Raw genomic sequence first — 13,898 nt, forward strand, 5'->3', positions numbered from 1 at the left:
TGAGTGCACAACGTGCGACGCCGCAGTCGGGGATTCAGTTTACTGGAGCTATTGGTAGTGCTATTTGTGGTGATCATGATCACCTCACTGGCATCGCTCAATGTGGGTTCCGGCAACCAGGAATTACAGCTTGAGGCACAGCTGCGCGATCTCCGTAATGTGGCGCTGTTTGCCCTTGATGAAGCGCAGCTGTCGGGGCGTGATATCGGGCTGCTATTGCTGATTGAACGCCGCGATGGCGAGACTGTTTATGGCTATGACTGGCGCGAGCGCCGCCCCGAGGGATGGCGTCGCCCGCTTGCCGCGAGCGATGTTTTTGCGCAGCGCAGGCTGCCGGCAGAGGTAAGGCTTTCGCTCGCGCTGGAGAATATGCCGGGGATAGAGCCCGAACCGGCGCCGGTTGCGGAGGATGTTGCACCACAGGTGATTTTCTACGCCAGTGGTGAAGTCGTGCCGGGTGAGCTGGAAGTGCGTCGCCGGGAGAACGACGAGTTGTTGTGGCTGTTGCAGTGGGATTTACTCGGCAGGATGGAATTGTTGCCAAAGGGCTTGCCTGCTGGAGAAGGTCGTGATGGCCGGCTCTAAAACGAATTATTCGCTCAGCAACAAGGTAAAGGGGTTCACCCTGGTCGAGGTCATGGTGGCGCTGGCCATTGTCGCCGTGGCCCTGCCGGCCCTGATGTTCGCGCTTTACCAGCAGGTCGATGGCACGGGTTACCTGCGTGACAAGTCGCTGGCGCAGATGGTAGCCAGGAACAAGCTGGTTGAACTGCGCCTGCTTACAGCCGCCCGTGCCAGTCTGTTCAGTGGAGAGGACAGTGGTGTTGAGGAGTTGGCGGGACGGCAGTGGTACTGGACACTCAGCAGCACCGGCACCGAGGTGCCCTCTTTTTCCCGGGTGGAAATACGCGTGGCCGAGGGTGAGGATGCGGGCGGGCCGCCTCTCTACACCCTGGTAGCCTTCATGTCTGCGGATTTGCGTGCCGAGGTCGGGACTGGCAATGGTAGCTAGGGGAGCTAAAGAGCAGGGATTCACCCTGATAGAAGTGCTGATTGCACTGGCCATCACCGCATTTGTGGGGGCTGCCGCCTATAGCGGGTTGTCGGCTGTCATCAGCGGTGTTGAAAGCACGCGGGCGGTCGCTGAGCGAAGCTGGGAGGTTAATCGGGCACTGATGATTCTCAGTCGCGATTTGCGTCATTTCAGCCCCCGGCCGGTACGGGACGAATTTGGTGAACAGGAGCCCGCCTTGTCGGGTGGCAGGGCAGCGCGCTTTATGCTCAGCTTTACCCGTAGTGGCTGGCATAATTCCGGCGACTACAATCGCAGTAACCTGCAACGGGTCAATTACGTTGTGCAGGAAGAAGCTTTGTGGCGTGAAAGCTATCCGGTGCTGGACCGGGCCGGAAGTACCGAGCCCCGGAGAGTATTGTTACTCGATGGGGTACGCGGGTTGCGGCTATCGTTTCTGGACGCTCCGGCGAGCCTGGGCCCGGGTAGCCGGGGTACTATGATCGACACCCGCAATTGGCCGGAAAACTGGGTTATGGACACCAGCCAGCCCGGGCAGCAATTGGCACCCCCCGTTGCGCTGGAACTGGTATTGGAGCTGGATGATCTCGGTGAACTCAGGAGCTTGCATGCACTGCCGCCGTTCTGAGTCGCTTGCGTCAATCAAGACCCAAAGTGGTGTTGCCCTGATAGTGGCGCTGCTCGTATTTGGTCTGTCTACCGCATTGCTGGTGGCGATGAAGAGTGAGTTCCTGCTGTTTTACCAGCGCGGCTCCAACCTGTTTCTGGCTGAACAGGGCCAGGCCTACCTGCGGGGCGCGGAAGAACTTGCAGCACTGATACTGGTGATGGATTACGATAAGGATCAATCCCGCGACCAACCGCGAGACGATCTGAACGAGATGTGGGCGCAGCAGGCGGTACCCTACCCGCTGGAAGACGGTGGCATGCTGACGGGTTCGCTGGAAGACCTGCAGGGGCGTTTCAATCTCAACAATCTTGCGGTGAGCGGTGCACAAAATGATGCTGGCGGCGATGACAGCAAGCGCTTTACCGCGGCCCAGGCGCAATTTATCCGTCTGCTCCAGACCATTGAGGAGCCTGTGGTCAGCCGTCAGGATGCGATTGCTCTCACCCAGAAAATCGGTGACTGGCTGGATGAGGACAGTGACACTCGCGCCGACGGTGCCGAAGATGATTATTATCTTGGCCAGACGCCAGCCTACAGGGCGGCAAACCGCGCCATGAGCAGTGTCAGCGAACTGCGGATGCTGGCTACGGTAACGCCGGAACTGTACCGTGCCCTGGCACCGTTGGTCACAGTCTGGCCGCAGACGCCGTCGAGTCTCAATATTCATACGGCGTCGCTGGCGGTGCTGCGCTCCATTAACGCGGACGATAATCTCGCGCCACTGAGTGAACCTGACGGTATTGCATTGTTGGAGCAGCAGCGCAGTGCCGATGGTTTTATTGATATGGATGACTTTTTCGCCGCCCCGGTGTTCGCTGAAAAACCCGTGGCGGGCGTCAGGAGTTTACTGGGTGAAAATTCCTCCTGGTTTCTACTGTCGGCAGAAGTCGACGTTGCCGATCGCAACATGCGCTTGTACAGTGTGTTACAGCGCGATCGGCGCACAATCCGGGCAATGGCCCGGGCCAACGGCAGCCGGTGACGGCAGGACTTTAGTGTGACTCGTGCAATGACAATAGTGGGGATGATGGTTTGCAAAACCTGACCGTCGTGCGTTTGATCGATAACCAGTTGGCCTGGTACCCCCCGGGGGCCGGAATTGAGCCGCGGCTACTGGATAATCCCGAGGCGCTGGCAGCTTTTACGGCAACACTTGCCGCAGGCAATCAGCAAGGATGCTTCGCGGCGCCCGGCGCCGACGTGCGCCTGTTGCAACTTCAGGTAACGCCCGAAGAGAAGCAGCACATCAGCAAGGCGCTACCGTTTCTGCTTGAGGAGCAGGTGGCCGAGGATATCGAGCAGCTGCACTTTGCCGCTTGCCCATTGGGTAAGGACAATTTCGGGGTCGCCCTGTGTCGTCACCAGTTGATGGCTGCCTGGGAGACGCAACTGTCAGGGCTGCCGCCGTTGCCGCGCTGGCTACCGGAGCCATTGTTGCTGCCCTGGCGGGCGGGAGAGTGGTGTATCGTGCTGGAATCCCGCCAGGCGATTGTCCGTACCGGCGAATGTCAGGGTTATACGATCGAGCATGCCTTGCTACCTACCTTGTTGGCGGCGTCGGTACGGGATCCGGAAGCACCGCAGTCCCTGGTTATCTACGGTAGTGACCAAACGGCTGATCTGGCGTTGGTCCCGGATGAATTGAAGGGTCGGGTGCAGTGGCGCCGCGGCAATCTCTGCAGCGCGCTGATGCTGGCCCGGGATGACCATCCCCTCAATTTGCGCCAGGGTGAGTACGCTGCTCGCCTGCCATTGTCGCGCTGGTGGCGCGAGTGGCGGCTGGTGGCAGGCGTGTTTGCGCTGGCGATTGGTATGCAGTTGGCGTCGACCTGGGCAGAATACCGCACCCTGGCCCAGGAGAATCTGGCACTGAGAACCGCGGTGGAAGCCCGTTATCGCGAAGCGGTGCCAGACGGTGCGCTGGTGGATGCAGAACGCCAATTGCAGCGACAGGTAGATGTGTTGAGTGGCAGCGCCTCCGGTGGCGGTTTTGTGCCGCTGCTGGAAAAAGCCGGTGCAATTATCGTGGAACGACCGGGTACGGCTATCGTCAGTATTAATTACACCCAGCGCGGCGATGAAATGAGGTTGAATATTCTCGCCGAAGACTTTGCCTCGGTAGAGCAGTTACGCTCGGGATTGGCGGCGGCGGGACTCGATGCAGCAATGGAAAGCAGCAGTGCCCAGGGTGAGCGCGTGCGGGCTCGTATCCGGGTGGGGAGAAGCTGATGAAAATGTGGTTTCTGCGCCTTGGTACACGCGACCAGATGAGCCTGTTGGCGCTTGCTCTGGTACTGGGTCTGTATCTGGTCTACGCAATGCTCTGGTCACCGCTGGCGGCGAGTAGGGATCGCATGGCAGAGCAAAATGCGGCAGCGGCGGCCTCCCTGTTGCGGGTGGATGAGCTGGTTTCCGAACTGGTGCAATTGCGTCAGTCGGGAGCACAGCCTGGTCAGGCGCGTAACCTGGCGTCGCTGGTCAATCAGAGTACCAGGCAGTTCGGCCTGGCGGTAAGCCGCCTGCAACCCGGTAGCAGGGGCGATCTGCAGGTTCGTCTCGAGAGCGTCGCTTTCAGTAGTTTCATTGCCTGGCTGCACACGCTGGAACAACGCGAGGGCCTGCTTCTTGAAGAAGTGGCGGTTACCCAGGCCGGTAGCGCCGGCCTGGTCAATGCCACTGTCCGGATTGGACAGGGAGTATGATACTCCGGCGTGTACTGTTGATCTTGCTTGGCCTGGTCGTACTGTTGGCATGCCTGGCAGTCACGGCGCCGGCGCGCCTGGTCGCTCTGGCGCTGCCTCCCGGTCAGGTCGCCGTACAGGGGTTCAGTGGTCGTCTTTGGGAGGGACGTGCCAGTAGAGTGGTGCTCGCAACCGATGCCGGTCTGTTTCATCTCGGGGAGCTGCGCTGGACGTTGCACCCCCTGTCATTGTTGACCTTAACTCCCCGGGTTGAGATCAGCAGTGACTGGGGTAACCAGCATTTGCAGGCGGAGCTGTTGGTGCAGGGTGATAACAACATGACATTGCGAAACGTCACGCTGAATGTAGACGCGGCGCTGGCGCGATATCTGGCCCCGGTTATGCTGCGTGGCCAGATGTCCCTGCAGGCTGAATACCTGCAGTTGCGCAACGGTCTGCCGGTGGCGACGCGGGCCCGCGTGTTATGGCAACAGGCCGCCTGGGAGTCTCCCCGAGGCATACTGCCCCTGGGCACTTATGCACTGGATGTGCAGCAGGCTCCGAATGGGCCGCTGTTGGGCGAAATTGTCACTCTCGCCGGGCCGGTGCGTGCCGAGGGGGAGTTGCAGTTGCAGTTGCCGAATGGGCGCTATAGCATCGCGACTCTGATCAGTCATGAAACCGGCTGGGAGGAAGTGCTGGAAGAGGGCCTGTCATTGTTGGCCAAGCCGGTTGCCGGTGGCTACCAGCTCAGGCTTGAGGGGCAACTGGACCTGGCGGGTAGTGGATTGCAATGAACAATAACCTGTTTTTGCGGGTAAGGAGTTTTCGCCGATGAGCGATGAGCTGTACTTCAAGTATGAATGTGTTATCTGCGGTTTTATCTACGATGAAGCCCTGGGTATTCCGGAGGACGGTATTGTTCCCGGAACCCGCTGGGCGGATTTACCCGATGCGTGGGAGTGTCCCGACTGTGGCATTTCGAAGTCGGATTTTGACCTGATCGAAGAATAATCCCCCTTTTTATTGTACGACCGGCCGGCATCCTTGCCAGGTTGTGCCTGCAAACTGGTAATCAGACATGAAACTTGAATCACGGTTACAAGCCCTGCGTGGGTTGATGGCAGAGCGAAATTACGATGCCCTGATAATACCGCGGGCGGACGAGCACCTGGGTGAATATATTCCCGAGCACAATGAGCGCCTGCGCTGGGTATCGGGATTCACCGGTTCGGCTGGCATGGTCATAGTGCTGTCTGGCCAGGCGGCAATTTTCGTGGACGGACGCTACACCGTACAGGTTCGCCAGCAAGTGCCTTCGGATCTGTTCCAGTATCACCATCTACGCGATGAGCCACCCCTGGAATGGCTGGCACAATCGCAGGCGGCGGGCACCCGGGTTGCCGTCGACCCGCGTCTGCACAATTTACAGTGGTACAGACAGGCACAAACCCTGCTCGGCGCGGCAGGCATCTCCCTGTGCCCCGATACGGACAACCTGGTTGATCATTGCTGGCTGGACCGTCCGGCGCCGAAAGTGGAGCCGGCGTTGCTGCTTGATGAAAGCTACAGTGGGGAGTCCAGCAGCAGCAAGCGACACCGGATAGGTGAGACACTGGTGCAATCCGCTGCCGATGCGGCGCTGATTTTTGCCCCTGACTCGGTGTCCTGGCTACTCAATGTCCGTGGCCGGGATGTGCCGTGTATGCCCGTGTTGCAGTCACGGGCTCTGCTCTGGTCCGACGGCTCACTGGATCTTTTTGTTCATCCGGGGCGTGTGCCCGAGGGCATGAACAGCCACTGCGGTGCGGATGTACGTGTGCATCCGGCCGATGCAGCCGATACTTTCCTGACGGAGCTGGGAGGCAAGCGGGTACTGGCGGATCCGGTAACGGCCAATGCCTGGAGCCAGCTGTTGCTGGAGCAGGGCGGAGCCAGCCTGGTTCCCGCAGCGGATCCCGTATTGCTGCCCAAAGCCTGCAAAAACCCCGTTGAAATTGCCGGTGCCCGCGCTGCCCATATTCGTGACGCCGTGGCAGTGATTAATTTTCTCGTGTGGCTGGATGCCGAACAAAGTGCCGGTCGCAGGCACGACGAAGCGACACTGGCCGACCAGTTACTGGCAATGCGCAGCAGTGGCCGGCATTTCCAGGGAGGTTCTTTTGATACCATCTCGGCTGCAGGCAGTAACGCTGCCATGTGCCATTACAATCACAACAATACGGTGCCGGCGACCCTGCCGGACAATTCAGTCTACCTGGTAGACAGCGGTGGCCAGTACATCGACGGCACCACGGATATTACCCGAACGGTCGCCATTGGGGATCCCGGCGCTGACATCCGGCACATGTTCACCTTGGTGCTGAAGGGCCATATTGCACTGGACCAGGCCCGTTTTCCCAAAGGGACTACCGGCACCCACCTGGATGTACTGGCACGGCAGTTTCTGTGGAGTGAGGGTTTTGACTATGACCACGGCACAGGCCACGGTGTAGGCGTTTTTCTGAGCGTTCACGAGGGCCCACAGAGTATTTCCAAAGCCTGGTCCGGGGTGCCCTTGCAACCCGGGATGATTCTCAGTAATGAACCGGGCTACTATCGCGATGGTGCCTTTGGTATTCGTTGTGAAAACCTGGTGACGGTTGTCGAAGTCCCGGGGCCGCTCGAAACACCGATGTATGGCTTTGACGTACTGACGTTGGTGCCCTTTGACCGACGTCTGCTGGATGTTTCCCTGCTGACCGCGGATGAGATCCGCTGGCTGGACGATTACCATCGCCTGGTTGCCGATACGCTGACACCTTTGCTGGAAGGACCTGAGGGCGCGTGGCTTGAACGCGCAACCCAACCCCTGGCCTGACCCTTCCAAGCAAGGCCCATGCACTTGAATTGTTGCGGGAAAGCGGATTTTAGCTACTGATGCTTTCTCCGCTTTTGTGTAAACTGGCGCCGATAATCACAATAAGCCGGAGTCGGGTTGTATGGCAGTAGCAGCAGAAGATCATTGGTCCTCGCGATTTGCTTTTCTCATGGCGGCGGTCGGGTTTGCCGTGGGGCTTGGGAATATCTGGCGATTCCCCTACGTCACCGGGGAGAACGGGGGCGCCGCGTTCGTGATCGTCTACCTGTTGTGCGCATTCGGTATCGGGGTGCCCATCCTGATTGCCGAACTGATGATCGGCCGCCGTGGCCAGGCCAGCCCGCCCGAGGCAGTAGCGGTGGTGGCGGTAGAGAGCAAACGCTCGCGGCACTGGGGCTGGGTGGGCGGTATGGGGGTGCTCACCGCTTATACCATTGAAATAGTCTATGCCGTCATTGTCGGCTGGGTGCTGTGGTACCTGTTCAAGGCGGTTACTACCGGTTTCGCTGGCGTTGACGCAATTGATGCGGGCCTCCAGTTTGAAGCGGTACTTGCCAGCAATTACGGGATGTTGTTCTGGACGCTGGTGGGCCTCGCCGTTACCGGCCTTATTATCTATGCCGGTGTGCAGAAGGGTATTGAACGGGCGGTCGTAGTGATGATGCCGCTGATGTTTGTGTTGCTGGTGATACTGGCGACGTATAACTATTTTGCCGGGGGTTTCGTCGAGGCTGTCGCCTGGCTGTTTACCCCGGATTTCAGCAAAATCGGTCCCGACGCAGTGCTGGCGGCAATCGGCCAGGCATTCTTCTCCATCGGTGTGGCGATGGGGGGGATGATGATCTACGGCTCCTACCTGCCCAAGTCGATTTCCATCAGTCACTCGGTTTTCATTATTGTGATTGCCGACACCGTGGTCGCATTGCTCGCGGGCCTGGTGATCTTCCCCGCGGTGTTTCACTACGGGCTCGATCCGGGTGCCGGTCCAGGGCTGATTTTCCAGACATTACCGGTTGCATTTGCACAGATGCCCGGCGGGCACCTGTTCAGTGTCCTGTTTTTTATCATGCTGGCAGTTGGAGGCATTACCTCGATGGTCGGCCTGATAGAGAGTGTCAACGCCTGGATTGAAGAGCGTTTTGCCATATCCCGTCATCGTAGTTCGCTGATGGTCATAGGTTCTATCGCGGTCCTGAGTGTCATGAGCATCCTGTCCTATAACGTGCTCGGCGATATCAGCTTCGGTGGCAAAAACTTCAACGACGCCATGGATTACTTCTCCAACCAGATCATGCTGCCCCTGAGCGGTTTGATGATTGCCCTGTTTGCGGGCTGGGTGATGAGCCGCGATGCCAGCCGCGATGAGTTGACCTCGCTTAAGAGCGTCACCTACGAAGTATGGCATTTCATGATCCGTTTCGTCGTGCCGCCGGCCCTGCTGGTTATTTTCGTGCGCGGTGTCACCAGCTGACCGGCATGGATAGCCAGCGGACCCTGTTTTGTATCCGCCCACTAGCCACTATAAACCACACATCCCGGAGCTGCCGTGCTGACCATTGTTAATGATTTTCTCTGGGGCCAGATCCTTATAGTGGCTCTGGTCGGTGCAGGTTTGCTGTTCACCATTGGTTCCGGTGGTGTCCAGTTTCGTTATTTCGGCCGCATGTTCTCGGTATTGCGCCGGGGTTTCCACCACGAGCAGGGTCATATCAGTTCCTTCCAGGCGCTGGTGGTCAGTGTTGCCGGCAGGGTTGGTAGTGGCAACATAGCCGGAGTGGCGGTCGCTATTACCCTGGGCGGTCCCGGGGCCGTATTCTGGATGTGGGTGATTGGGCTGATGGGTATGGCGACCAGCTTCTTTGAATGTTCACTGGCGCAGCTGTTCAAGCGTTACCAGCCCGACGGCACCTATCGCGGCGGCCCCGCCTATTACCTGACCCATGGCATCGGCCAGCGCGGCCTGGCGATTATTTACTCCGTGCTGCTGCTGGTAACCTTTGGGCTGGGCTTTAATGCAGTGCAGTCCTATGTGGTGGCCACGTCGCTGCAAGCGTCCTTTGGCGTCGCAACCTGGGTAACCGGGCTGGTCATGGTGCTGGGCCTGGCAGTGGTGATTTTCGGTGGTATTCGCCGCATAGCCGTAGTATCGGAACTGATTGTGCCGTTGATGGCGCTGATGTATCTGTGCGCCGCGCTACTGGTGATAGGCATGAATATAACGGCAGTGCCGGCTGTGCTCGGGCATATCGTTCAAAGCGCATTTGGTCTGGAACAGGCGGTGGGCGGCGGCCTTGGTGTCGTTATCATGCAGGGAGTTAAACGGGGGCTGTTCAGTAATGAAGCGGGGCTTGGCAGTGCGCCCAACGTGGCTGCGGTGGCTCATGTCCCACATCCGGTTAACCAGGGCATAGTCCAGGCATTCAGTGTTTTTATCGACACCATTATCATGTGCACCTGCACGGCTGTCATCATCCTGTTGTCCGACGTATATCAGCCGGGTGCCTCCGATGTCGATGGTGTTGTTCTCACCCAGACGGCCATGGCGGGCCATCTGGGTAGCTGGGGCGCGGGCTTCGTCTCTGTGGCACTGGTGTTGTTCGCGTTCAGTTCCATCATGTACAACTATTACCTGGGCGATAACAGTCTCAGTTTTTTCAGCGACGAAAATCCATTGGTGGCGAATATCTTTCGAGTACTGGTGCTGGCGCTGGTGTTCTGGGGGTCGCTGCAGGATCTCAGTACCGTGTTTGGTTTTGCCGAACTGACCATGGGCTTGCTGGCAGTGGTTAATCTGTTCGGTCTGGTATGGATGTATCGGATCGGTGTGCGGTTGTTACGTGACTATGATGGTCAGCTGCGTAGCGGTAAAGAGACGCCGCGTCTGAGAACAGAGGATTGGACAGACCTGGATATTGACGAGCGGGCCTGGCGGGACTGAGTCATGGATTACAGGACCGGTGAAAACAGGCGGGCGGCGCCCATGGCGAGCGGGAACCAGAAGGGTTTGGCCTCAATGTCTTCCATCGTGACGCCGCGAGATCGCAGCAAATCCCTTTCCAGCATGGCGGCGACTTCAGCTGCGAAGCGCTCGCCTTCCACCAGCACGGTGATCTCGAAGTTCAGCCGGAATGAACGGTTGTCGAAATTGGCAGTTCCAACTCCTGCAAGGTAATTATCCAGCAACAGCACCTTCTGGTGCATGAAGCCGCCCTGGTAGCGATAAACGTTGACCCCGGCTGGTAGCAAGTCCCGGGTGAAAGACCAGTTGGCCATGCCGACAACCGGGCCGTCCGGCCGGTCCGGTATCATCACCCGTACATCAACGCCGCGCAGGGCGGCCAGTTGCAGGGCGGAAATGATACTTCTGTCGGGCACAAAGTACGGGCTGGCAATCCAGATTCGTTCACGGGCTGCCACGATCAACTGCAGGAACATCAGCCCCGCCTGCTCCAGGATGCTGGCTGGATCTGATGGAAAGACCAGTACATTGTCATCACCGTGATCCCCGTAGTCGAGTCCGGGTTGGGTGATGCGAAGTACCGAACGTGTGGCCCAGCGCCAGTCCGTGGCAAATGCCAGTTCAACCCCGAGCACAGCGGTGCCACGCAGGCAGATATGCGTATCGCGCCAGGGACCAATACGCTTGTTCAGGCCCAGGTACTCATCACCGATATTATGACCGCCCACCCAGGCTGTTTTGCCATCAACCACAATGATTTTACGGTGATTGCGAAAATTGAGTTGAAAGCGGTTGCGGCGGCCCTGGGTGGTATTGAAAGCAGCCACCTCGACCCCGCTCATGCTCAGCTGCTTGCACAGTCCGGTGCGGTGGAAATTACGACTGCCTATCTCGTCGTATAGCAGGTGAACTTTCACCCCGTGCCTGGCCTTGTCGGCCAGTATTCGTCCCACACGGCGCCCCAGGCCATCGTCCCGGATAATGTAGGACTCCAGCAGTATATAGTCCTCTGCTGTCGTCAGCCCCTGGAGAATACTCTCAAAGGTGGCGTGGCCATCGACCAGAAGTTCAGCATGGCTGCCACCAGCTGCAGGTATGCCTGTGAGCTGGAACAGTGCGTGATACATCGGTGCGGTCGGTGACGTCGCAACCAGGTATTTCGCGACCTCGCTACTGGTCTGGCGCAGCAACTCCCGGGTCTCTTCCTCTATTTCCTTGCGCTCTTCGAGATAACCATCGAATTTTTTACGGCCGAATACCAGATAGCAGGGTACCGCTATGTAGGGAACGGTAAGCAGTGAAATAGTCCACGCAATGGCGCCCTGTGCGGTGCGTACATTGATAATCGAATCAATCGCCGAGACAATGCCCAGGATATAGAAAAGGACCACCGCAACCGCGACAATCTCGGCGTACATCTCCAGTTCCAGCATTATTGCCGCCCGCCCGGTATGGTTCAGCCTGCGTCTGTGAGCAGGTTATTACGCAGTCGATCAATATCGTCTGCGGAGAGTTTCAGGCCTTCGCTCAGGTAGCGATCAAAACTGCCCCAATGAGTATCAATTTCGGAGAATGCCGCCTGCAGCCAGCTTTGTTCAACGCCCAGCATAACGCGTACCTTGTCCGCCGCTTCGGCTCCCTTGAACAGGCGTAACAACAATAAATCAGTGCGCCTGGCGGCGAGAGACAAATCCCGGCTTGCCAGGTAATCAGCCATGACCTGTTCGGCCGGAACACCCAGTGTGCGCAGAAGTATGGCCGCCGCAAATCCGGTGCGATCCTTGCCCGCACTGCAATACCATGCCACGGGGGCGCCATCGGCGGCCAGTACCTGGTGCATGAAGCGACGGTACTCAGGGGTGAATTCGGTAGCAAACTGGCGATTGGCCTCAAGCATGAAACCATGTGGGTCGAAGTCTGCAAAATCGCCGGTTTCCACTCGCTGATGCAGTTCGCCCATCAATGCCTGGTTGCCATCGCCCAGGGTGGGAATGGCAACCAGGGTAAACTCGGCGGCATCGGGCAGCCTGGCTGGTGCCGCTTCTTTTTCCATCCCGGAGCGGAAATCAATCAGGGTTACCAGTTCCAGGCCATGAAGTTGTTCAAGGTCAAAGTCCGATGCCTGCGCCAGGGTGCCCGCACGATAGAGCTTACCCCACTGTACCTCCCTGCCATCGGAAGTGTGGTAGCCGCCAAGATCGCGAAAATTGTGGATACTGCTGAATTCGATGACCCGATGGGCCTCTCGCTCCGTTGCCGGCAGTCCGGCAGGTAACACTACCGGTGCCGAAGGAATGAACTGGATAATGGCAAGGGCCACCAGGCCCACAGCCAACAGGATCTGCAGGCCGCTTTTACGTGTCATGGTCTACTCCGCCGATAGTGCGTTCGGCCACAGCATACCACTATTGCCCGGATCACCTGGATGGCTAATCAAGCAGCTCGGGCTGTTCGGCAAGAATAACATCGTGCAGGGGCTGGAAACTGAACCAGCCGGCGAGGGTAGAGCCCACGGTTTCCCTGGTTTGTGTTGCATATTCGGGTTTGATCAATCGCGGGGTACCGGCGGCCTCCGCGAGTAATTGCGCCTGGCAGCAACGCTCCATGGTGATAAACCACCAGGCCGCTTCGTCAACGGATTCGCCGACTGTCAGCAGGCCATGATTTTGTAAAATTGCCGCTTTATGTGGGCCCAGTGCGGCGGCTATACGCTCGCCTTCGCTGTTATCCAGCACCACTCCGGTGAAATCGTCGAACACGACATGATCGTTGTAAAAGGCGCAGGCGTCCTGGGTGATCGGGTCGAGCAGCCGTCCCAGGGAAGACCAGGACTTGCCGTAGACGGAATGCGCATGCGCTGCGGCTGTGATGCGGGGATGTGCCATGTGAATACGGGAGTGAATCGTAAAGGCGGCACCATTGAGAAGGCCCTGCCCTTCCACCACAGCGCCGGTATGGTCGACCAGTAACAGGTCGGATACCGACATCTGCTTGAAGGATTTGCCCATCGGGTTTACCCAGAAATGATCCAGCCGCTCGGGGTCGCGGACAGTCACGTGCCCGGCTACACCCTCATCAAAGCCAAACTTGCCGAAGAGGCGCAGGGCGGCGGCCAGTTTTTGCTTGCGTTCCAGTCGCACCATTTCCGGTGACTGATCTGCTGTGGTTTCAGAGAGCCCGGCGGCATCCATATTCATGATGATACTGTTGTTTACATTGGTCATCGGCAATCTCCTTCCCGAGTGGTTATGCGATGCATTAAGTGTTTCAGTTTAAACCTTTTAACAGATCCGTCACCCGGATGGTCATTTTTAAAATATTAGTAAATTCTAATATATGTCTGCATACTATAACCTTTGATACTACATGAAGCGCGAGCAGGGTCTATGATGACAGGAGACGATGTGCCTGCAATGGCGGTTCACGCTGAAGCGGCAGCGGCGCTGCTCAGGCAGTTGGCCAATCGCAATCGCCTGATGGTTCTCTGTGCGCTGGTAGAGGGCGAAAAAAGCGTGGGTGCGCTCAACGAGCAGGTGCCGCTATCCCAGTCGGCGTTATCCCAGCATCTCGGACGGTTGCGGGCGGCGGGACTGGTGACCACGCGCCGCGAGGGCAAGCTGGTCCGGTACTCGCTAACGGATGACAAGGCGACGAGTGTGTTGCAGCTGTTGCATACACTGTATTGCGCCGATTAA

At 58.2% G+C, this 13,898-nt stretch carries 15 protein-coding genes; 12 read left to right on the top strand and 3 right to left on the bottom strand.

The genetic code is table 11. The features are described 5' to 3' along the window. Positions 1–3: 3 nt before the first annotated feature. From CWI75_RS12580 to CWI75_RS12630, 11 genes are all read left to right on the top strand, one after another. Positions 4–585 (top strand): prepilin-type N-terminal cleavage/methylation domain-containing protein, encoded by a 582-nt coding sequence (locus CWI75_RS12580; RefSeq protein ID WP_101521865.1) that lies wholly within the window; start codon positions 4–6, stop codon positions 583–585. Further along, positions 572–1,012 carry a type II secretion system minor pseudopilin GspI gene (gene gspI, locus CWI75_RS12585; protein ID WP_101521866.1) on the top strand — a complete coding sequence of 147 codons (441 nt, stop codon included), beginning with the start codon at positions 572–574 and terminating at the stop codon, positions 1,010–1,012. Before CWI75_RS12580 ends, gspI begins: the two co-directional genes overlap by 14 nt. Beyond that, positions 1,002–1,661 (top strand): type II secretion system minor pseudopilin GspJ, encoded by a 660-nt coding sequence (gene gspJ / locus CWI75_RS12590; RefSeq protein ID WP_101521867.1) that lies wholly within the window; start codon positions 1,002–1,004, stop codon positions 1,659–1,661. Before gspI ends, gspJ begins: the two co-directional genes overlap by 11 nt. After that, positions 1,642–2,685 (top strand): type II secretion system minor pseudopilin GspK, encoded by a 1,044-nt coding sequence (gspK, locus tag CWI75_RS12595; RefSeq protein ID WP_162300073.1) that lies wholly within the window; start codon positions 1,642–1,644, stop codon positions 2,683–2,685. Before gspJ ends, gspK begins: the two co-directional genes overlap by 20 nt. 50 nt (positions 2,686–2,735) lie before the next feature. Then, positions 2,736–3,932 (top strand): type II secretion system protein GspL, encoded by a 1,197-nt coding sequence (gene gspL / locus CWI75_RS12600; RefSeq protein ID WP_101521869.1) that lies wholly within the window; start codon positions 2,736–2,738, stop codon positions 3,930–3,932. Then, positions 3,932–4,405: a type II secretion system protein GspM gene (gene gspM, locus CWI75_RS12605; RefSeq protein WP_101521870.1), complete on the top strand. Its 474-nt coding sequence runs from the start codon at positions 3,932–3,934 to the stop codon at positions 4,403–4,405. The genes gspL and gspM overlap by 1 nt, the downstream gene beginning before the upstream one ends. Continuing rightward, positions 4,402–5,181, top strand: a complete 780-nt coding sequence (gene gspN, locus CWI75_RS12610; protein WP_101521871.1) for a type II secretion system protein N — start codon at positions 4,402–4,404, stop codon at positions 5,179–5,181. The genes gspM and gspN overlap by 4 nt, the downstream gene beginning before the upstream one ends. Before the next feature lie 37 nt (positions 5,182–5,218). Further along, complete coding sequence (locus CWI75_RS12615; protein ID WP_101521872.1) at positions 5,219–5,398, top strand: rubredoxin; 180 nt, start codon at positions 5,219–5,221, stop codon at positions 5,396–5,398. Between the two features lie 67 nt (positions 5,399–5,465). Further along, positions 5,466–7,244, top strand: a complete 1,779-nt coding sequence (locus CWI75_RS12620; RefSeq protein ID WP_101521873.1) for an aminopeptidase P family protein — start codon at positions 5,466–5,468, stop codon at positions 7,242–7,244. A 121-nt stretch (positions 7,245–7,365) separates the two neighbouring features. After that, positions 7,366–8,715 carry a sodium-dependent transporter gene (locus tag CWI75_RS12625; RefSeq protein WP_101521874.1) on the top strand — a complete coding sequence of 450 codons (1,350 nt, stop codon included), beginning with the start codon at positions 7,366–7,368 and terminating at the stop codon, positions 8,713–8,715. Between the two features lie 75 nt (positions 8,716–8,790). Next, complete coding sequence (locus CWI75_RS12630) at positions 8,791–10,182, top strand: alanine/glycine:cation symporter family protein (RefSeq protein ID WP_101521875.1); 1,392 nt, start codon at positions 8,791–8,793, stop codon at positions 10,180–10,182. Between the two features lie 8 nt (positions 10,183–10,190). On the opposite strand, the gene cls is transcribed toward CWI75_RS12630, so the two are convergent. From cls to CWI75_RS12645, 3 genes are all read right to left on the bottom strand, one after another. Next, a complete protein-coding gene (gene cls, locus CWI75_RS12635) occupies positions 10,191–11,636 on the bottom strand; it encodes a cardiolipin synthase (protein ID WP_175580220.1) in 1,446 nt (481 codons plus the stop codon). Positions 11,637–11,659: 23 nt separating this feature from the next. After that, positions 11,660–12,568, bottom strand: coding sequence for a tyrosine-protein phosphatase (locus CWI75_RS12640; protein ID WP_101521876.1), 909 nt, complete (start codon positions 12,566–12,568; stop codon positions 11,660–11,662). Between the two features lie 64 nt (positions 12,569–12,632). After that, positions 12,633–13,400 (bottom strand): class II aldolase/adducin family protein, encoded by a 768-nt coding sequence (locus CWI75_RS12645; RefSeq protein ID WP_206604729.1) that lies wholly within the window; start codon positions 13,398–13,400, stop codon positions 12,633–12,635. A gap of 189 nt (positions 13,401–13,589) precedes the next feature. On the opposite strand from CWI75_RS12645, the gene CWI75_RS12650 reads away from it, so the two are divergent. Then, positions 13,590–13,898 (top strand): ArsR/SmtB family transcription factor, encoded by a 309-nt coding sequence (locus CWI75_RS12650; RefSeq protein ID WP_241521206.1) that lies wholly within the window; start codon positions 13,590–13,592, stop codon positions 13,896–13,898.

The organism is Kineobactrum sediminis (genome assembly GCF_002868715.1).
Taxonomy (GTDB): domain Bacteria; phylum Pseudomonadota; class Gammaproteobacteria; order Pseudomonadales; family Halieaceae; genus Kineobactrum; species Kineobactrum sediminis.